The sequence below is a fragment of the Pseudomonas sp. YuFO20 genome (assembly GCF_035064975.1).
Lineage (GTDB): Bacteria > Pseudomonadota > Gammaproteobacteria > Pseudomonadales > Pseudomonadaceae > Aquipseudomonas > Aquipseudomonas putida_AE.
Window position 1 is genome coordinate 52,055 of the sequence record NZ_JAXDEO010000038.1, and the last position, 18,965, is coordinate 71,019.

Consider the following 18,965-nt stretch of genomic DNA (forward strand, 5'->3'; position numbering starts at 1 on the left):
CGGTGACCTCTACTTGCCAGAACGCTCATAAGGAAGGATCCGCCCGTCTTTTTGTAATGATAGGGGTGGATAAATTGCATACATGCTGACCGATTGTATAAACGTCGCCCACGCAGAACACAAGCCGGTAAATGCGTTCGGACACCCAGGTTTTTTGTGATAGGGTTCGCGCCCTTAAAAACCTGATCAGTCATTTTCGTTCGTTAAAAATCACTGAAAAAAGCTTCAATCCAGCTAGGTCGCGGCCTACACGCCGGTTCCCTCTTTCACACACAATTTACGCACAGTTTATCCACAGGCAGCACGTTGCATTCGCCCCCCAAAACGCATTATCTTGTAGCCAGCGCGTTATAAAATCCCTACATGTAGGGTTTTAAGCTAAAAACCAAACACAAACCGGACAGCAATTTCAAGCGCTTTTCATGCGTCTTTCCGGTTGAACCAAACGTATTTTTCGAAGACCAAACCGCGCGTGCGGATGGCTACTGTATTTCGACCCAAAATGGTGAAAACGGTACGGGTGTTGCAGTCATTACTGACACTTGGAAAGGAATGCGGTATCGAGCAAAGGCTCGCACCTGAACTTCGGCACGGACGGCCTCATTAGCCTTTTTCCTACTGTCCCGAAGTTGTTATGCCCGACACCCACGTCGGTTGTAGTGCTTCAGGACAGAACGGTGGGCACCGTAAAGGTGCCCAAACAAACATAGAGAATGTGGAGACACCCCCATGCAAACCGACACAACTCGCGAGAACCCGCAGGGTACCTTGCCGCAGGCCGCTGATTCGAATTCGGATCTGTCCGCCACCGCGCCTGGTCAATTGCGCGTGATCAAGCGTAACGGCACTGTCGTTCCTTACACCGATGACAAGATCACCGTCGCCATCACCAAAGCGTTTCTCGCAGTTGAGGGCGGCACCGCTGCCGCTTCGTCGCGCATCCACGACACCGTGGCGCGCCTGACCGAACAGGTCACTGCCACCTTCAAGCGTCGCATGCCATCGGGCGGCACCATCCACATCGAAGAAATCCAGGACCAGGTCGAACTGGCCCTGATGCGTGCCGGCGAGCAGAAAGTGGCCCGCGACTACGTGATCTACCGTGACGGTCGCTCGAAAGAACGCGCCGCCCACGCTCCGGTCGAAGCCGCGGTCGACGCTCACCCGTCGATCCGCATCACCCGCGCCGACGGCAGCCTGGCACCGCTGGACATGGGCCGCCTGAACACCATCGTCACCGAAGCGTGCGAAGGCCTGGAAGAAGTCGACGGCGACCTGATCCAGCGCGAAACCCTGAAGAACCTGTACGACGGCGTGGCCCTGACCGACGTCAACACCGCCTTGGTGATGACCGCCCGTACCCTGGTCGAGCGTGAGCCGAACTACTCGTTCGTGACCGCCCGCCTGCTGATGGACACCCTGCGTGCCGAAGGCCTGGGCTTCCTCGGCGTCGCCGAGAGCGCGACCCACCACGAGATGGTCGACCTGTACGCCAAGGCCCTGCCTGCCTACATCGCCAAGGGTATCGAATTCGAATTGCTTAACCCGGTCCTGGCCGACTTCGACCTGGAAAAACTCGGCAAGGCGATCAACCACGAGCGCGACCAGCAGTTCACCTACCTGGGCCTGCAAACCCTGTACGACCGTTACTTCATCCACAAGGATGGCGTGCGTTTCGAACTGCCGCAGATCTTCTTCATGCGCGTGGCCATGGGCCTGGCGATCGAAGAGAAACAGAAAGAAGACCGTGCGATCGAGTTCTACAACCTGTTGTCGTCCTTTGACTACATGTCTTCGACCCCGACCCTGTTCAACGCCGGTACCCTGCGTCCACAGCTGTCGAGCTGCTACCTGACCACCGTGCCGGATGACCTGTCGGGCATCTACCACGCGATCCACGACAACGCCATGCTGTCGAAATTCGCGGGTGGCCTGGGTAACGACTGGACGCCGGTGCGTGCACTGGGTTCGTACATCAAGGGCACCAACGGCAAGTCCCAGGGCGTTGTACCGTTCCTGAAAGTGGTGAACGACACCGCCGTTGCCGTCAACCAGGGTGGCAAGCGCAAAGGCGCTGTGTGTGCCTACCTGGAAACCTGGCACATGGACATCGAGGAGTTCATCGAACTGCGCAAGAACACCGGTGATGACCGCCGTCGTACCCACGACATGAACACCGCCAACTGGATCCCTGACCTGTTCATGAAGCGCGTCTTCGATGACGGCAAGTGGACCCTGTTCTCGCCGTCCGAAGTACCGGACCTGCACGACCTGACCGGCAAGGCTTTCGAAGAGCGCTACGAGTACTACGAAGCGCTGACCGAGTACCCGGGCAAGGTCAAGCTGTTCAAGACCATCCAGGCCAAGGACCTGTGGCGCAAGATGCTGTCCATGCTGTTCGAAACCGGCCACCCATGGCTGACCTTCAAGGACCCGTGCAACCTGCGCAGCCCGCAGCAGCACGTCGGCGTGGTCCACAGCTCGAACCTGTGCACCGAGATCACCTTGAACACCAACAAGGACGAGATCGCCGTTTGCAACCTGGGCTCGATCAACCTGCCGAACCACATCGTCAACGGCAAGCTGGATACCGCCAAGCTGCAACGCACCGTGAACACCGCCGTGCGCATGCTCGATAACGTTATCGACATCAACTACTACTCGGTGCCACAAGCGAAGAACTCGAACTTCAAGCACCGTCCGGTCGGCCTGGGCATCATGGGCTTCCAGGACGCCTTGTACCTGCAGCACATCCCTTACGGTTCCGACGCTGCCGTCGAGTTCGCCGACAAGTCGATGGAAGCGGTCAGCTACTACGCGATCCAGGCATCCTGCGACCTGGCTGACGAGCGTGGCGCCTACGAGACGTTCCAGGGTTCGCTGTGGTCCAAGGGCATCCTGCCGCTGGATTCTCAACAAATCCTGATCGAAGCCCGTGGCCAGAAGTACATCGATGTCGACCTGAAGGAATCCCTGGACTGGGCACCGGTTCGCGCCCGTGTACAGAAAGGCATTCGTAACTCGAACATCATGGCCATCGCACCGACCGCGACCATCGCCAACATCACTGGCGTTTCGCAGTCGATCGAACCGACCTACCAGAACCTCTACGTGAAATCGAACCTGTCGGGCGAATTCACCGTGATCAACCCGTACCTGGTTCGCGACCTGAAGGCTCGCGGTCTGTGGGACTCGGTCATGATCAACGACCTGAAGTACTACGACGGTTCGGTGCAGCAGATCGAGCGCATCCCGCAAGAACTCAAGGAGCTCTACGCGACTGCCTTCGAAGTGGACACCAAGTGGATCGTTGACGCGGCCAGCCGTCGTCAGAAGTGGATCGACCAGGCTCAGTCGCTGAACCTGTACATCGCCGGTGCTTCGGGCAAGAAGCTGGACGTGACCTACCGCATGGCCTGGTACCGTGGTCTGAAAACCACTTACTACCTCCGTGCCCTGGCCGCGACCAGCACCGAGAAGTCGACCATCAACACCGGTAAGCTGAACGCTGTTTCCAGCGGCGGCAACCACGGTGATGATTCGGTCCTGGCAGCTCCAGCAGGTCCAGCTCCAGTGCCGAAGGCTTGCGCCATCGACGAGCCGGATTGCGAAGCTTGCCAATAAGCTGAACCGGTAACACCAAACCCCCGACAGGCCCCTGGCTTGTCGGGGGTTTTCTTTTGCCCATGAAAAAGATCGCAGCCTCGATCCCTGTAGGAGCTGTCTCGCGAAGCGAGGCTGCGATCTTTTGATCATCGAGTAGGAGGCGGATTTACATCCGCCGTCCTCTCACACCACCGTACGTACGGTTCGCTTGAAGTAGCCAGCCCAACCGCGCAGTACAGGGTTAATCCGCTCGATGACGCTCGCCATCTTGCAGCCCTGCGCTCCGCGCAGCAGGTCTCTAAGCCGGTCGCGCAAGCGGCCCAGGCTCATCACAGCTACTCTCAGTCTCGGCTGCTGATGCCAGCTCATCCCGTAACCCAGGTAATCGCACCTCCAGGATCCGGCTACCCGGCTCTTGTCCCGATTCAGCGTCAATTTAAGGCGCTGGTTCAGAAACCGCTCCACGCCGGCCATCACTCGCTCGCCAGCACGGCGACTGCGCACATAAATGTTCGCATCATCGGCATAGCGCACGAAGCGATGACCCCGTCGTTCCAATTCGCGATCGAGTTCGTTGAGCAGGATGTTCGACAGCAACGGCGAGAGCGGGCCGCCTTGCGGCGTCCCTTCCTGCCGTCGGCTGGCAAGACCACCTGACATCGTCCCCGCTTCGAGGTAGCGACGGATCAGCGTGAGCACACGTTTGTCTTCGATTTGACGCTCGATGTAGGCCATCAATACATCGTGGTTGACCCGATCAAAGAACTTCTCCAGATCCAGTTCCACGCACCAGCGGTGACCCGCTGCCACGTGGGCACGGGCTGTTTCGATGGCTTGATGAGCGCTTCTGCCCGGACGAAAACCGTAGCTGTAGTCCGAGAACAACGGATCGAAGATCGGCGTGAGCTGTTGCAGCGGGGCCTGTTGGATCAGGCGATCCACGACGCAGGGGATTCCCAGCTGTCTTGTTCCGCCTTTGGGTTTGGGGATTTCGACGGCGCGTACACCTTGCGGGTGATACTCGTCGGCCAGCAACCGAGCCTTGAGGATCGGCCAATACTGTTTCACGTAGCCCGCCAATTCGTCGACCGTCATGCCATCGGCACCCGGCGCGCCCTTGTTGCTGACTACGCGTTGATACGCACGCTTGAGATTGGCGGGTGCAAGCACCCGCGCCATCAGCGTGTCCGGCTCCGCGTTCGTCCACGTCACAGACGCCGTCGATGCTTGCGCCCTGTCAGCCGTCATCCTCGGATACCGTCCGGGACCTGGGGTAACAGTTTCCTCTTGGAGAATATTCTGCGTTTCAGCATTCGACGAGACTCTGACGCCTACTGGCGGCATAACCTGTTCGGCCCTTCATCGACCCGGTTTCGGCGATTACTACGGCTTCGGCTGACTTCTGCACGCTCATCCCGTCGCCTCTCGACGCTCGGTAGCACAGTGGCAAACGTGCAGATCTCCCAGGGTAATTCGCGCGACCTTCCTGCTTATGCCTGTCGGATATACGTCACAGCGTTCCGTGCAAGTATTGGGCTTTGGCAATTTTGGCTACCTTGCCCCGCTGCACCGCCTAATCCGCTTCCTGTTCGTCAGGCCAGCATTTTGCCTCGGGCTTCCTTCAGATTCGCAGTCGCCCGCGACACCCTTGCCTCTGGCTAACACTTCCCCTTGCCGGGTGTGTAGAGGACTTTCACCTCCAAGTCACCAGCGTGGCCACCACAGCCAAGCTGGTTGCGCTTCGCGCAACGCGCCATGCCTGGCGCACCAAAAAAAACCCCTCTTGCGAGGGGCTCCTTGTGCAGGCTTTCAACCAACCCGCATCAAGCCATCTGAATGATGGTCTGCATGATGGTGCTCTGGGTCGAGATGGTCTTGGCGTTCGCCTGGTAGTTGCTCTGCGCCTTGATCAGGTCGACCAGTTCGTTGGTCACGTTGACGTTCGACTCCTCCAGGGAGTTGGAGTGGATTTCACCCAAACTCCCGGTTTGCGGAGCATCGTAGCCCGGAATACCCGAACTGTAGGTTTCTTTCCAACTGCTGCCGCCCACTGGCTGCAGACCTTGCTCGTTGGTGAAACTGGCCAATGCGAACTGACCGATCGGCTTGGTCTGGTAGTTACTGAAGTTGGCCAGCATGACGCCGCTGCCGTCGATGGTCAGGTTGGTGATCTCGCCAGTGGCGTAGCCGTTTTGTGCCGGAATGGAACGCGCGGTATCGGCATTGAACTGGGAGGTGCTGCCCATGGCGATAGTCAGGCCCGCCGGGTCGGCGGATGCGCCGTTGGCTGCCCAGACACCATTGGTCACTTTGCCCGGAACCCAGTTGGTGATCTTCAGATCAGGGCTGACGACTGGAGGAGTACCCGGAGTGGTAACCGAAACCAGCTTGCCGCTGGTATCGAACGCCATGACGGAAGCCACCGGAGGGGTCGTCTTCGGGTCGCTGCCATCAGGATTTCGACCATCAATCAGGGTGTAGGTGCTCCAGGTATTCGGACCAGTCTTGACCATGTACTGGTCCATCGAATGCTGGTTGCCCTGGGTGTCGAAAACCGGAGTAGTGAACTGCTTGCTGTAGGATGCCGTCTTGCTCGGGTCGAACGGGTTTGCCACGACGTCGATCACATCGGACGTAGAGTTCAAGTTGATCGTCGACGATACGGTCGTGGTGGCTTTCGGCGCCAGGTTCGACGTATCGATACGCAGGTCGGTCAACACGCCGTTGATGATCTTGCCGTCGGCATCCACACCGTAACCCTGCACTCGCGCCGAATAATCGGTGTTGGTGACGTAGCCGTCCTTGTCGACCTTGAACGTACCGGCACGGGTATAGGATAACGAACCGTTGTTGTTCAGTACGAAAAAGCCCGAACCGTTGATGCCCACGTCCAGCACGCTGCCAGTGCCGCTGCTGACATCGCCCTGGGTAAATTGCTGGGAAACGTTGGCCAGGCGCACACCGCTGCCGACGGTCTTGTTACCTGTGCCCAGTTTGGTGGACGAGTACACGTCCGAAAATTCCGCACGGGACGATTTGAATCCGACGGTTGCGACGTTGGCGATGTTGTTGCCGGTTACGTCCAGTTGCTTGTTGGCGGCATAGAGACCGCTAAGGCCGATGTTGAAAGACATAGTCCACTCCGTTGTGCCGGGTTAGTCGGCTCTATATACCAATGGTTTGCACTTTGGACAGGGCGATACTGCCCAGCCCAGCCAGATTGAGCATCAATTCACCGCCGGTCTGGCTGAGAGTCACGCTGGTGACGGTTGCTGGCAGGTTGGTGATCAGCGCAACGCTCTGTTCATCGATGGTGGTCGCTGCGGCAAAGGTGTAAGTCCCCACCGGGGCCACGTTACCGGCATCGTCCTTGCCATCCCAGGTGAAGCTGGCATTGCCGGCCTTCTGATCAGTCAGCTCGATAGTGCGAACGACCTTGCCATCCTTGTCGGTAACTTTCACCGTGGCCGAGGCTACGGATTGAGGCAACACGACCGCCCCGGTCATGCCCTTCGTTGTATCGACCACTGCCTTGTCGCCCGGCGCAATAACCGAACGGCCAACCAGTGACGAAGCTTGCAATGCCTGTGATGAGCCGAAGGCGCCAGCAATGCCGCTCACGGTACCGTTGAGCGTGGTGATGCCTTCAAGGCTACTGAATTGTGCCAACTGCGCCACGAACTCGCCGTTGTCCTGCGGTTCCAGCGGATTCTGGTTTTTCAATTGCGTGACCAGCAATTGCAGGAACGCATCCTTGCCCAAGGCCTTTTTACCCGAAGCGCTACCCGCCGCTGACGCCAGACTATCGTCTGTCTTGGTCTTTACCGCGGAGTTGGCCAGGATATCGTTGATATTCAAACCACTGGTGGTATCGGTAACACTCATCTGAGTCGCCCCTTATCACTGACCGAGGGTCAGGACCTTCTGCATCATGGTCTTGGCGGTATTCATCATTTCGGCGTTGGTCTGGAACGAACGGCTCGCGGAAATCATGTCAGCCATTTCTTCCACCACGTTGACGTTCGGGTAGTAGACATAGCCCTTGGCATCGGCGGCCGGATGGTTGGGCTCATAGCGTGCTTCAAGGTTGCTCTGGTCTTCGACCACGCCCAGCACCTGAACGCCTTGACCGGCCGCGTCCTGGTTCTGGAACAGAGAATCGCTGCCGCCAGCCTGGCCGCCCTGGAACATGGTGGCGAACACCGGGTGACGCGCACGGTAGGTCTGGTCGATGCTCGAGGAGACCGTCTCGGCGTTGGCGATGTTCGAGGCCACGGTGTTCAAGCGCGTGGTCTGGGCACTCATGCCGCTACCGGCAATGTTGAAAACACTGGACAGGGACATGACTTACTCTCCGCGCAGGGCTGACACCAGCCCTTTGAATTTGCTGTTGAGCAGGGTGAAGCTGGCCTGGAAGTTGACCGAGTTTTCCGCGTAGTTCGACTGTTCCAGCTGGGCGTCCACGGTGTTCTGGTCGATCGACGGTTGCATCGGCGTGCGGTACATCAACGACTCGTCGCCATTGCCCAGGCCCTGGGCTTCGATATGACGGTTGTTGGTCATGTTCAGGGCGAAGGTGCCGTTTTTGGCCTTGTCGTTCTGCGCCTCGAGTACTTTCGAGAACTCCAGGTCCCGCGCCTTGTAGTTCGGGGTGTCGGCGTTGGCAATGTTGTTGGCCAGGACTTCGGCACGCTGGGCGCGGAAGCCCAGGGCCTTTTCGTGAATACCGAGCGCTTTATCGAAGCTGATGCTCATGTCGGGAAACCTTTGGGTGACCTGATTTTTCGTAGGATGGACATAGCAAGCGTCATGCCAATCCAGAAAACCCCGTAAACCGGGGCTTTGCGGGCATTGGCCCCGGCGGCAACGACAGAAAAGCGGCAACCGGCTTCCGCTGGATGCCGCTTTTCTGCCGCTTGCCTCTGCTTACGAAGACGCCAACCTACCCTGTGGGAGCGAGCTTGCTCGCGATGACGGTGTGACAGTTCGCATTGATGTCGACTGACATGACGCCATCGCGAGCAAGCTCGCTCCCACAGAGGTCATGCGGTGCCTGTGAGAAATCATCAGGCACAAAAAACGGGAGGCCCTGAGGACTCCCGTTATTTTTGCAACACCAACGATTCATTTCGCCTGGTAAATAATCCCCGGGCTGCACTGGACCATCTGGTAATGATCCGGCAATCCGTTCAACGCTTCTGAAGCACCGAGGAACAGATAACCGCCCGGCTTCAACGTGCTGTGAATACGCAACAGGATGTCCTTCTTCACTTCGGCGGAGAAGTAGATCAGCACGTTGCGACAGAACACGATGTCGAACTTGCCAAGACTCGCGTAGCTGTCCAGCAGGTTGAACGAACGAAACTCGACCCGGCTCTTGATTGGCGCCTTGATCGCCCAGCGCCCCGGCCCTTTCGGGTCGAAATAACGCTGCAGGCGTTCGGGAGACAGGCCGCGACCTATGGCCAGGCTGTCGTACTCGCCCGTCTTGCAGTTGTTCAACATGGTGCCCGACAGGTCGGTGGCCACAATCTGCACGCCCATCCTCAACTGCCCTGGATTGAACCGCTCGAACTCATCAATGGACATCGACAGCGAATACGGTTCCTGACCCGACGAGCACGCCGCCGACCAGATCCGCAGACGCTGGCCGGGACTGGCCTTGATCGCTTCAGGCAGCACCTTGTTCTTCAACACTTCAAACGGATAGGTGTCCCGAAACCACAAGGTTTCGTTGGTCGTCATCGCATCCACGACCATCTCGCGCAATCCGCTGCGCGGCTGTGTCTGGATGCGCTGGACCAGTTCACCCAGGGACTTGATGCCCTGCTGCTCCATCAGTTTGTTGAGACGGCTGGAGACCAGATACTGCTTGTTTTCACCGAGCAAAATGCCACAGGCTTTTTCCAGGAACACCCGGAACTGTTCGAAATCCAAATTACCCGTAGACAATGCTGCCGCCTCTAAAATCGTGTGACTGCCGGGGGCCGAACGCCCCTAGCTGATGTCTGCTGCCTTGATCCGGTCGACTACCCGGGATGCCAGGTCATCAGGACGGAACTTGGCCAGGAAGTCATCGGCACCGACCTTCCTGACCATCGCCTGATTGAACACACCTGACAACGAAGTATGCAGGATGATATGAAGCTTTTGCATGCGCGGGTCGTTGCGGATCTCGGCCGTGAGGGTGTACCCGTCCATTTCCGGCATCTCGATGTCGGAAATCATCATCAGGAATTCCTCTTCCGGCCGCTTGCCCTCGTCGACCAGTTTGCGCAGGTAATCCAGCGCTTGCCGGCCGTCGTTCAACGCCACCACTTCAACACCGACCGTTTGCAGGCAACGGGTGACCTGCTTGCGCGCCACCGACGAGTCATCGACCGTCAGCACGCGCAAGGAGAGCGCCTTGTGCTGGGTCTCGACATCCACCACCCCGGCTGAAATCGCTTCCGGGGTCGGCGCTACTTCCGCCAGCACCTTCTCGACGTCGATGATTTCGACCAACTGGTTGTCGACCCGAGTCACCGCCGTCAGGTAGTGATCGCGCCCCGTGCCCTTGGGTGGCGGATGAATCTCCTCCCAATTCATGTTGACGATGCGTTCCACCGAGCGCACCAGGAATCCCTGGGTCTTGGTGTTGTACTCCGTGATGATCACGAAAGGGTTGCCCTTGTCCTTCAAGCCACCGGAACCGGTCGCCATCGCCAGATCAAGGATCGGAATGGTCGCCCCCCGAATATTCGCCACGCCACACACGACAGGACTGGACTTGGGCATCAACGTCAGCTTGGGGCATTGCAACACCTCCCGCACCTTGAACACGTTGATCCCATACAGCTGCTGGCCGTCGAGACGGAACAACAGCAACTCAAGGCGATTCTGCCCCACCAGTTGCGTGCGCTGGTTTACCGAATCCATTACACCAGCCATGCCTGACTCCTACGCCAACGCCAAGTGTTGTTGCGACGCGCCTTCTGCACTAAACGGCACGGCGCTTGCTTTTTATCTGTCATGAACACAGAACCGACATTTTTCCGCCGCCTGACCACCCCCTGCCGCCAATGGCTCGGGGTGTTGTCGGCTGTTTGCCTGTTCAACGCTGGCAGCCCTGCCCTTGCTGACGCGGTTACCTTGCCTGACATGCTTATCGGCGTCACCCAGGGCTTTCTTGAATTCACCGTAGAGGACTATCTGGCGACGAGTCAAACCCAGGGTCGCTACGAAATCCAGGTGAACCCGCTCGATCCGCGCCTGCGCATGCCCATGTGCGACAAGGAATTGACAGCCACCCTGGAGAGTCCAGCCAAGCCTTTGGGCCGCGTAACGGTCAAGGTTCGCTGTGAAGGAACATCCCCCTGGACCGTGTTCGTACCCGCTCAAGTACGCCTGTTTCGCGAGGTCGTCACCACCACCCGGCCCCTGCGTCGTGCCGGCATTGTCGAACCGCAGGACGTCATGCTGCGTGAGCGCGATATCAGCCTGCTCAACCAGGGTTACCTGACGGACGTGGACCAGGCCATCGGGCAACGACTTACCCGACCAATGGTCAATGATCAGGTCATCAGCCTGGTGCACATCGAACAGGCGGAAGTCATACGCAAGGGTGACCAGGTGGTGATTACCGCCCGCAGCGGTACGCTCAGCGTGCGCATGCCCGGCGAGGCATTGGCCGGTGGCGGCCTGAGCGAACAGATTCGAGTCAAGAACCTCAATTCCAAACGGGTCATCAAGGCACAGGTCATCGCGCCGGGCCAGGTGGAAGTGTCCATGTAGGGCTCACTGGGGGTGAAGAAGTGGCGCCGACCTCGACGCTTCCCTAAACTGTGTGCCAGGCACGGCAAGCGCTGGCGCGCGCAAGCTCATTTTGATAAATGAGCCTAAAGTTTTTCAGGGAATGGCCGAAAACATGGCAAGCGTCCAAATTCCCAGAGGTTTTTTACCATGGTCATTGATTTCAGCCGTTTGAACAGCTCCCCGTCACTCACGGGCAGTACACGTACCACCGCCAAGGAAACTGCCGAAACCGGCAAGTCTGCCGAGCCCAATACCCCGGCCGAACAGGCCAATACCGTCAAAAGCGGCGAATCGGTACATCTGAGCAATGAGGCGCAACAGTTGCAGAAGATCACAGATACGCTGCGCGATCAGCCTGCCGTCGACAAGTCCCGAGTGGCCGAGTTGAAAGCAGCCATCGCCGATGGCAGCTATAAAGTCGACAGCAACCGTGTAGCCAGCAAACTGCTCAACTTCGAAGCCCAGCGCTAAGCCTCGGCCCGCGCCAGGCTTTTGGACGCTTAAACCCCAAGGCCAGCCATGCACGACACTAATTTACTGCAACTGATCACCGACGACCTTGCTCCAGCGCAACGCTTGCTGGAGTTACTGCGCACCGAATCCCTCGCCTTGCATGGCCGCGACATGCAGTTGCTGGAAGAGATTCTGGCGCAGAAGCAGGCAATGATCATCGAGCTCGAACAGCATGGCCGCAAACGCAGTGAGCTTCTCGCCAGTCTCAACCTGCCCGCCAACCGCAGCGGCCTGGAACAACTGGCCAGCCAATCGAGCGTTGGCGAAGCGCTGCTGGCGCAAAGTGATGTGCTGACCGACCTTCTGGCTCAATGCCACGCCGCCAACGCCAACAATGGACAGTCGATCCTGGTACAGCAGGCCGCCACGGCCACCCAGCTGAGAATCCTCAACGGCGGTGAACAACCCGCGCTCTATGACGCCAGCGGCTCATTCTCCAGGCTTGTGAAACCACGTCCGCTCAGTCAGGCTTGAGCCTGTCGATAAGCACGCTCTATCAAGACGCGAAACATACTGGCAAAATGCCGCACGCCGTAGTCAAAATTTGTCTGGAGATTGATTAACCGTGTCCAATGCCTTAAACGCGGAAGATGCGCCGCAGCCACCCAAGGTGCTCAGCACGCCCCTGGAAATCTCCGGCAATTTGCGCCAGCTGCTAGACAGCCATGACCCGCTGATCATCACGTTCCACGAGCGCAGCCAGCGCTTCCAGAGTTATCTGGTGGACCTGGACCGCGAACGCAACATGATTGCCCTGGACGAAATGATTCCCCGAGATGGCGAACGTTTCCTGCTGGCCGGCGAACCCTTCAAGGTCGAAGGATTTCATGAAGGCGTGCGCATCGCATGGGAAAGCAATGGCCTGCTGACCATCGACGAATCCAACGGCAGCCGTTGCTACCGTGGCACCCTGCCCGATGAGGTCGTTTACCACCAGCGCCGCAATGCCTTCCGGGCCGCGTTGAAACTGGCCCAACTGGTCAACGTCAATCTGGACGGTGAAAAACTCAAGGCATCGATCAGTGGCAAGCTGCTGGACATTTCCGCCACCGGCTGCAAGTTGCGCTTCGAGGGCGACATCACCGGCAGCCTGCAACTGGGTCAGGTCTACGACCGATTCAACGCCGACCTGCCCTTCGGTAAAATGACCGCGCCGGTCGAACTGCGCTACCTGCACTTCGAAGAAAAGATCAACACCACCTTTGCCGGCGTTCGCTTCCACAACATGAGCGGGCTGGTGCAGCGTCAGGTCGAGCGCTTCGTCTACCAGCTGCAACGCGAAGCGCGGCGCTTCGACAAAGACGACTTCTGAGACAAAGCTCTCAAGGCAAAAACGGGCAGCCCCTTGCGGTGACTGCCCGTTTTTTTTACCTGAATGTCATGGCCTGGCTTCGGTAAAACTCTGCTCCCTGCCCGAATCCGGTTCTTGCGGCGGCTGATCGGTTCCCGGTTCCGGTTCTGGTTCGGAACCAGGCTCTGGAGCAATCGGATTCTGCATCTGGTCCTGCACCACCTGCTCATCCACCCTCGGATCGAGTGCCGCCACCAGTGGCGAACTCGACATACTGTCCGGCATGGCGACGTGATGCAGCGGTGCGTCGTCCACCTGATGCAGGTTGGTCACCGCTTTCGGACGAATTCGCCACACCAGCACCAACGCAAAGAAACTGAAGAACGCATAGAGCATCTGGCTGCCGAACAACTTCATCAGCACACCCGCCACCAGCGGCCCGATACTGGCGCCCACGCCGTAGGTCACCAGCAACATCGCCGTCAGCGATACCCGTCGATCGCCCTCGACATGGTCATTGGAGAAGGCCACGGCCAACGGATAAAGGCAGAACTGCACCAACGAACAGAGGAACCCGGCGATGAACAGGACTTCCAGCGGCACCCGCTCCATGATCGCCAGCGGCAAGGCGGCCAACGCCAGGCTGAATGCAAAGCAGCGGATCAACAGCGCCCGGTCATAGCGATCGGACAACCATCCCAACGGCCACTGCACCACCAACCCGGCAAAAATGCAGCTACCCATGAACAGGCCGACCTGCTCCGTCGACAACCCTTGCTGAGAGGCGTACAGCGGCGCCAGACCGTAGAACGAGCCGACAATCAGCCCTGCCCCCAGGACGGTACTCAATGACTGCGGCACGCGCTTGATAAAGAACCGCGGCTCCATCGGCGCGGGATGCAAGGGCGCCGGGTGAATGCGCCGGGTCAGGGCCACCGGTACCAGGCAGAGGGTGAAACACAGGGCCACCAGCATCAGCAGTTCCAGGCCCAGCCCCGGGTGCATGACCAGGATCAACTGACCCAGCACCAACCCCAGGTAGGAGGCGATCATGTAGCCGCTGAACACCAGTCCGCGCTGCTTGGCTTCGGCCTGCTCGTTCAGCCAGCTCTCGATGACCATGTACTGGCACATCATGCCAAGACCGACGATCACCCGCAGGAACAGCCACGCCGGCAACCAGTTCACCAGGCCATGGCCCAGCACCGCCGCGCCGACGATCCCGGCACAGGCCGAGTAGGCTCGTATATGCCCGACCCGCGCAATCAACCGATGGCCGATCTTGCCGCCCAGCACCAGGCCGAAATAGTTGGCGGCCATCAATGCACCGACCCACAGGCTGTCGACATGATCGGCAGCCAGGCGCAACGCCAGGTAAGTACTTAACAGGCCTGAGCCGATCAACATCATCAGCGAAGCGAAGTAAAGCGCTCGAAAGGACTTCCAGATTTGGCGCAACGAGCGGCTCCTTGCAGTGAGTGACGGGCTATTCAAACGATAGCCCGGTGTCGATATTTCGTCAGGCCTGGGCGGCCAGGACGCGCCGCTCCCAGGGAGTGATTTCATCCTGGAAACTGGTCAGTTCCATGGTCTTCGAAGCGATGTAGCCTTCGATGAACTCCTTGCCGAACAGTTCCATTGCCAACTGGCTACGTTTCAGACGCTCGAGCGCTGCATGCAAGGTACAGGGTAATGAAAGTTTATCCGGCACCTCGAACTCCCCCTGGATCGGCTCATCGGGTTCCAGCTGGTGCTGGATGCCATACAAGCCGCACGCCAGGCTCGCTGCAATTGCCAGATACGGATTGGCGTCAGCCCCCGGCAAGCGGTTCTCGACCCGACGAGCGATTGGCGAACTGGCGGGAATACGCAATCCGGCCGATCGGTTGTCATGGGACCAGCAGGCATTATTCGGTGATGCGAAGGGATGGTACAAGCGCTGGTACGAATTCACGTTCGGCGCAAACAGCGCAGTGAAATCCGCCATGCCGGCTTGCTGACCGCCGATGAAATGACGGAAGGTCGCGCTCGCTTGACCGTTTTCGTCGGTGAAGACATTCCGACCCGTAGCGACCTCGACGATGCTTTGGTGAATGTGCATCGAACTGCCGGGCGTATGCGCCAGTGGCTTGGCCATGCAAACCACGATCAGGCCGTGCTTGAGCGCGACTTCCTTGAGCAAATGCTTGAACAGGAATGTCTGGTCGGCCAGCAGCAGGGGATCGCCGTGCAGCAGGTTGATTTCGAACTGGCTGACGCCCATCTCGTGCATGAAGGTATCACGGGGCAGGCCCAGCGCCGCCATGCATTCATAGACCTCGTGGAAAAACGGCCGCAGGCCATTGTTGGAACTGATACTGAACGCCGAATGCCCGTCCTCGCGACGACCGTCCAGGCCAGTGGGTGGCTGGAACGGCTGGGTCGAATCGGTATTGGGCGCAAAGACAAAAAACTCGAGCTCGGTCGCCACCACCGGCGCCAGGCCAATGGCCGCGTAACGCGCGATGACCGCCTTGAGCTGGCCGCGTGTGGAAAGGCTGGAACTTTCGCCCGTCAATTCGTCCGCATCACAGATGGCCAATGCCCGAGGGTGTTTGCTCCAGGGCAGGCGGTGGATCTGCGCCGGGTCCGGGACCAGTGCGAGGTCGCCATCATCGCAGCCGTAAAAACGCGCCGGCGGATATCCGCCCATGATGCATTGCAGCATCACGCCCCGTGCCAACTGCAGACGGCGCCCTTCGAGGAAGCCTTCGGCAGTCATCACCTTGCCCCGTGGTACGCCGTTCAAATCCGGCGTGACGCATTCGATCTCATCAATGCCGGTCAATCGCTGCGCGAGTGAACCCAGGCCATCGGTTGTCATGACGCAATCCTTGTTTTTATACGAGCCGCGAGCGGCGACTCGTACAAAATAGGCTCCGCGTGTTCAGAATATCAAGCACGTTACGCAAATATGTAGGAGCTGCCGGAGGCTGCGATCTTTTGATCTGTTTTTTAAAAGATCGCAACCTCCGGCAGCTCCTACGGAAGATAAAGCCTGAAGACACCGCCGCCCAGAGGGCCGCCATTGCTGATTTCCGTACGTCCGCCTACGCCGTTACGTTGATGCAACGCGGCGATCCGACCAGCAAAGTACAGACCCAGGCCGGTGCTGCCAGTGCTGTGATTGATACCCTGAACGTACTCGGCCTGGCGCTCGATCATCTGCGGGGGATAACCGTCACCGTCGTCGTTGATGGTCAAGATCAGTTGCCCGGCTTCGTCGCTGGCGCTGATCAACACCGCATGACGGGCATAACGGATCGCGTTGTTGATGCTGTTGGCCAGTACCGAAGCGATCAGCTCACGGTCGAAGAAACCCAGCGGGCTCAAGGGATCGACTTCAAAGGTGGCGGCAATACCGCGACTGGCGAACACGTCCTGATGGCAAGCCAGTTGCGCTTCGATGAAGTCATCGAGTTCGTGGTAGGCCGGCTGCAGGGGCATCTGGTTGACACCCAGTTTGTACAGGCCCAGCAGCTGCACCAGCATGCCATTGAGGTGCGCAAACTCGAATTCGATCACACCCTGCTCCGGGGTGTGGCGCGCTGACACCGGCAAGTTCGCCAGGCATTGGCTGTGGGCCTGCATCAGCATGGCCAGCGAGTTCTTCATGTCATGTACGGTAGAAGCAATCACCGTCGAGAAATCCAGTGCCTGTTGCTGCTCGTTCATTCGCCAAATGCCTTGTTCTTGAGCTTTTTATAACGCGCAAAACGCGCGTCGGTGTCCGGCATCAAGCCGACCATTTTCAGGCAGGCTCGACATTCCACCATTTCCGCCGAGTGGGCAGTGGTATCGGTGCCGTGCAGCAACGCTTGCGCGAGGTTCAACGCGATACTGATGTTCTTGGGCTGCAGCGCCAGGGCTTTGCGGAAAATTTCCCGGGCCTGCACCAGGTCACCGGTCTTGTACACGCGCACGCCCTGGCGATTGAGATCGGCCGCAACGTTACCGGAGTTGAGGATGCTCGGATCGTCGGTCAACTTGGCAATGCCCTTCATCACCGCAGGATCGTCGCCGTAGATCTCCGCGCAGTTTTTCAACATCGAAGCGCCCGCACTCGCCTGACCCAGCATCTGCAATTGTTTGGCCACCAACAGCGCCGCTTCGGCACTCATGAACTGCTCCATGCCATCGAGCCGCATGATCGCTTGTTCGGTCAGTTTTTCCGCGGTTTCGGCGTCGTTGATCAGCAGACTGGTCGCCTTCATCAATCGCGCCCTGATTTGCAGACCGGGATCGGACGGATTTTCCTTGGCCACAGCACTCAGGGTCGTGTTGATTTCCAGACGAGTCCGGGTATCCAGGCCTTTTTCACTGCCCTTGCTGATCAATGCGTGAGCCAGTCCAAGGTTGCTTTCCGCATCCTTGAAACGTGACTGGGCCCCCTGGGCAACCGCCTGGCGGTAGGCTCTGGACGCCGTGTCAAAATCTTCATTGGTCATAGCCAGTTTGCCCAGCTGCGCTTGCCTGCGCACGGCCAGTGGTGACAAGCGAATCGCCTCCTCCAGGACGCGCTGGGCGGCCTTGGTATCCCCTTCGGCAACCAGCACCTCGGCCATGCCATCATAGAGCGCGGGCATCATCGGGAACACCTTCAGCGCTTTTGCGTAGAGGGCTTTTGCCTGGGTGACCTGACCGCGCTTGAACAGCAACTTGCCCAGCCCGGCAAAGGCCCAGGGCAAGGGTCGATCGGCAATGATGCCATCGTAGAGACGCTCCAGCACCTCATTCTGATTGAGGTCACGCAGGGCATCGGCGCGATAGCGCAAGCACAACGGCGAATAGCGGATGTCCTGTTTGCACAAGGCGATACAGGCATTGAGTACTTCAACCGGCTTGCCCCGGTCCAGGGCCTGCAGTATCGGCTTGAGCAACGTCTTGCGCTGCACCAGTCGCTCCAGGCGCTGGGCCAGGCCGGAACGGTTGAAGGGTTTGGTCAGGTACGCATCAGGTTCGTGTTCCAGGGCGCTGAGCACCATGGCCTGGCTGGTTTCAGCGGTGACCATCACGAATACGCTTTCGTGACTAATCAGCTTGTCGATCATCAGGTCTTCGAGCACCTGCTGACCGTTCTTCTTGCCATCGCCCAGGTGAAAGTCCTGCAGGATGAAATCGTAGGATTTCTGCGAACACATCTTCAGCGCCTGTTCGCCAGTGTCAGCCGTGTCCACATCCTTGACACCAAGCTCGCGCAGCATCGACCTGACCGAACTGCGGAAATCCGAGAAATCATCGACGATCAGAAAACTCTTTTGGTGATACGACAGCATCGAAGATTTCCAGGCAATTTAAGAAGAAGAACCGAAAGGCGAATGCACGAACAAGATCAGCTTCACTGCCCTTTATGGCGCGCAGATGATAGCTGTTCGCCATCATCCATCAAGGGATTTCTGTTGAAAACGTGATGAGCATCGCTGCGACCTTCTGGGTTATCGGCCAGCAGTAGGGATCTCTTGAATGATGTGGGAGCGAGCTTGCTCCGGGCGGCGTTCCGACGATGGTCGTCAACGATGACGCGGGTAACCTGATAGCCCCCGGCGTCCTCAGGTTTTTCGCGAGCAAGCTCGCTCCTACAAGGGGAGGAGCCAGAAAGACAAAACCCCTACCTGCATGCGCAGATAGGGGTTTCGGAATTTAATCTTGACGATGACCTACTCTCACATGGGGAAACCCCACACTACCATCGGCGATGCATCGTTTCACTTCTGAGTTCGGG

The 18,965-nt window shown here is 58.5% G+C and carries 15 protein-coding genes, 1 rRNA gene and 1 pseudogene; 5 read left to right on the top strand and 12 right to left on the bottom strand.

Annotation, left to right across the window (positions count from 1 at the left end; translation table 11 throughout):
* Positions 1 to 729: 729 nt before the first annotated feature.
* Positions 730 to 3,624, top strand: coding sequence for a ribonucleoside-diphosphate reductase subunit alpha (locus SOP85_RS20935; protein WP_323628101.1), 2,895 nt, complete (start codon positions 730 to 732; stop codon positions 3,622 to 3,624).
* A gap of 189 nt (positions 3,625 to 3,813) precedes the next feature.
* Here SOP85_RS20935 and ltrA read toward each other — a convergent pair.
* From ltrA to SOP85_RS20970, 7 genes and pseudogenes are all read right to left on the bottom strand, one after another.
* Positions 3,814 to 4,950, bottom strand: a pseudogene (gene ltrA, locus SOP85_RS20940) (group II intron reverse transcriptase/maturase); the annotation flags it as partial.
* A gap of 479 nt (positions 4,951 to 5,429) precedes the next feature.
* Positions 5,430 to 6,740 (bottom strand): flagellar hook protein FlgE, encoded by a 1,311-nt coding sequence (gene flgE, locus SOP85_RS20945; protein WP_323608125.1) that lies wholly within the window; start codon positions 6,738 to 6,740, stop codon positions 5,430 to 5,432.
* 31 nt (positions 6,741 to 6,771) lie between these two features.
* Positions 6,772 to 7,491 (bottom strand): flagellar hook assembly protein FlgD, encoded by a 720-nt coding sequence (flgD, locus tag SOP85_RS20950; protein ID WP_274078103.1) that lies wholly within the window; start codon positions 7,489 to 7,491, stop codon positions 6,772 to 6,774.
* A 15-nt stretch (positions 7,492 to 7,506) separates the two neighbouring features.
* Entirely contained in the window at positions 7,507 to 7,950 is a 444-nt protein-coding gene (flgC, locus tag SOP85_RS20955) for a flagellar basal body rod protein FlgC (protein WP_042607186.1), read from the bottom strand.
* Positions 7,951 to 7,953: 3 nt separating this feature from the next.
* Positions 7,954 to 8,361: a flagellar basal body rod protein FlgB gene (flgB, locus tag SOP85_RS20960; RefSeq protein WP_274078104.1), complete on the bottom strand. Its 408-nt coding sequence runs from the start codon at positions 8,359 to 8,361 to the stop codon at positions 7,954 to 7,956.
* Between the two features lie 369 nt (positions 8,362 to 8,730).
* Positions 8,731 to 9,558 (bottom strand): protein-glutamate O-methyltransferase CheR, encoded by an 828-nt coding sequence (gene cheR / locus SOP85_RS20965; protein ID WP_046817752.1) that lies wholly within the window; start codon positions 9,556 to 9,558, stop codon positions 8,731 to 8,733.
* Between the two features lie 45 nt (positions 9,559 to 9,603).
* Positions 9,604 to 10,536 (bottom strand): chemotaxis protein CheV, encoded by a 933-nt coding sequence (locus SOP85_RS20970; RefSeq protein WP_274078105.1) that lies wholly within the window; start codon positions 10,534 to 10,536, stop codon positions 9,604 to 9,606.
* A gap of 81 nt (positions 10,537 to 10,617) precedes the next feature.
* Here SOP85_RS20970 and flgA point away from each other — a divergent pair, with 81 nt between their 5' ends.
* The 4 genes from flgA to SOP85_RS20990 all read left to right on the top strand — a co-directional run bounded on the left by flgA (position 10,618) and on the right by SOP85_RS20990 (position 13,225).
* Positions 10,618 to 11,379, top strand: a complete 762-nt coding sequence (flgA, locus tag SOP85_RS20975) for a flagellar basal body P-ring formation chaperone FlgA (RefSeq protein WP_323628102.1) — start codon at positions 10,618 to 10,620, stop codon at positions 11,377 to 11,379.
* A gap of 168 nt (positions 11,380 to 11,547) precedes the next feature.
* On the top strand, positions 11,548 to 11,871 hold the full coding sequence (gene flgM, locus SOP85_RS20980; RefSeq protein WP_323628103.1) for a flagellar biosynthesis anti-sigma factor FlgM: 324 nt from the start codon (positions 11,548 to 11,550) through the stop codon (positions 11,869 to 11,871).
* Positions 11,872 to 11,919: 48 nt separating this feature from the next.
* Positions 11,920 to 12,387 carry a flagella synthesis protein FlgN gene (locus SOP85_RS20985; RefSeq protein ID WP_323628104.1) on the top strand — a complete coding sequence of 156 codons (468 nt, stop codon included), beginning with the start codon at positions 11,920 to 11,922 and terminating at the stop codon, positions 12,385 to 12,387.
* Positions 12,388 to 12,478: 91 nt separating this feature from the next.
* A complete protein-coding gene (locus SOP85_RS20990) occupies positions 12,479 to 13,225 on the top strand; it encodes a flagellar brake protein (protein WP_323628106.1) in 747 nt (248 codons plus the stop codon).
* Positions 13,226 to 13,291: 66 nt separating this feature from the next.
* Here SOP85_RS20990 and SOP85_RS20995 read toward each other — a convergent pair whose 3' ends face one another.
* The 5 genes from SOP85_RS20995 to rrf form a co-directional block, all read right to left on the bottom strand.
* Positions 13,292 to 14,662, bottom strand: coding sequence for an MFS transporter (locus tag SOP85_RS20995; protein ID WP_274078110.1), 1,371 nt, complete (start codon positions 14,660 to 14,662; stop codon positions 13,292 to 13,294).
* A 61-nt stretch (positions 14,663 to 14,723) separates the two neighbouring features.
* Positions 14,724 to 15,965: a glutamine synthetase family protein gene (locus tag SOP85_RS21000; protein ID WP_323628109.1), complete on the bottom strand. Its 1,242-nt coding sequence runs from the start codon at positions 15,963 to 15,965 to the stop codon at positions 14,724 to 14,726.
* A gap of 260 nt (positions 15,966 to 16,225) precedes the next feature.
* Entirely contained in the window at positions 16,226 to 16,918 is a 693-nt protein-coding gene (locus SOP85_RS21005; protein WP_274078111.1) for a sensor histidine kinase, read from the bottom strand.
* Positions 16,915 to 18,519: a response regulator gene (locus SOP85_RS21010; protein ID WP_323628107.1), complete on the bottom strand. Its 1,605-nt coding sequence runs from the start codon at positions 18,517 to 18,519 to the stop codon at positions 16,915 to 16,917. Before SOP85_RS21010 ends, SOP85_RS21005 begins: the two co-directional genes overlap by 4 nt.
* Before the next feature lie 368 nt (positions 18,520 to 18,887).
* Positions 18,888 to 18,965: ribosomal RNA gene (gene rrf / locus SOP85_RS31445) — 5S ribosomal RNA — on the bottom strand; the annotation flags it as partial.

Bases quoted from the DNA above. Each gene is read 5' to 3' on its own strand.
- SOP85_RS20935 (WP_323628101.1), top strand. From the start codon at position 730: ATGCAAACCGACACAACTCGCGAGAACCCGCAGGGTACCTTGCCGCAG.
- flgE (WP_323608125.1), bottom strand. From the start codon at position 6,740: ATGTCTTTCAACATCGGCCTTAGCGGTCTCTATGCCGCCAACAAGCAA.
- flgD (WP_274078103.1), bottom strand. From the start codon at position 7,491: ATGAGTGTTACCGATACCACCAGTGGTTTGAATATCAACGATATCCTG.
- flgC (WP_042607186.1), bottom strand. From the start codon at position 7,950: ATGTCCCTGTCCAGTGTTTTCAACATTGCCGGTAGCGGCATGAGTGCC.
- flgB (WP_274078104.1), bottom strand. From the start codon at position 8,361: ATGAGCATCAGCTTCGATAAAGCGCTCGGTATTCACGAAAAGGCCCTG.
- SOP85_RS20970 (WP_274078105.1), bottom strand. From the start codon at position 10,536: ATGGCTGGTGTAATGGATTCGGTAAACCAGCGCACGCAACTGGTGGGG.
- flgA (WP_323628102.1), top strand. From the start codon at position 10,618: ATGAACACAGAACCGACATTTTTCCGCCGCCTGACCACCCCCTGCCGC.
- flgM (WP_323628103.1), top strand. From the start codon at position 11,548: ATGGTCATTGATTTCAGCCGTTTGAACAGCTCCCCGTCACTCACGGGC.
- SOP85_RS20985 (WP_323628104.1), top strand. From the start codon at position 11,920: ATGCACGACACTAATTTACTGCAACTGATCACCGACGACCTTGCTCCA.
- SOP85_RS21000 (WP_323628109.1), bottom strand. From the start codon at position 15,965: ATGACTGCCGAAGGCTTCCTCGAAGGGCGCCGTCTGCAGTTGGCACGG.
- SOP85_RS21005 (WP_274078111.1), bottom strand. From the start codon at position 16,918: ATGAACGAGCAGCAACAGGCACTGGATTTCTCGACGGTGATTGCTTCT.
- SOP85_RS21010 (WP_323628107.1), bottom strand. From the start codon at position 18,519: ATGCTGTCGTATCACCAAAAGAGTTTTCTGATCGTCGATGATTTCTCG.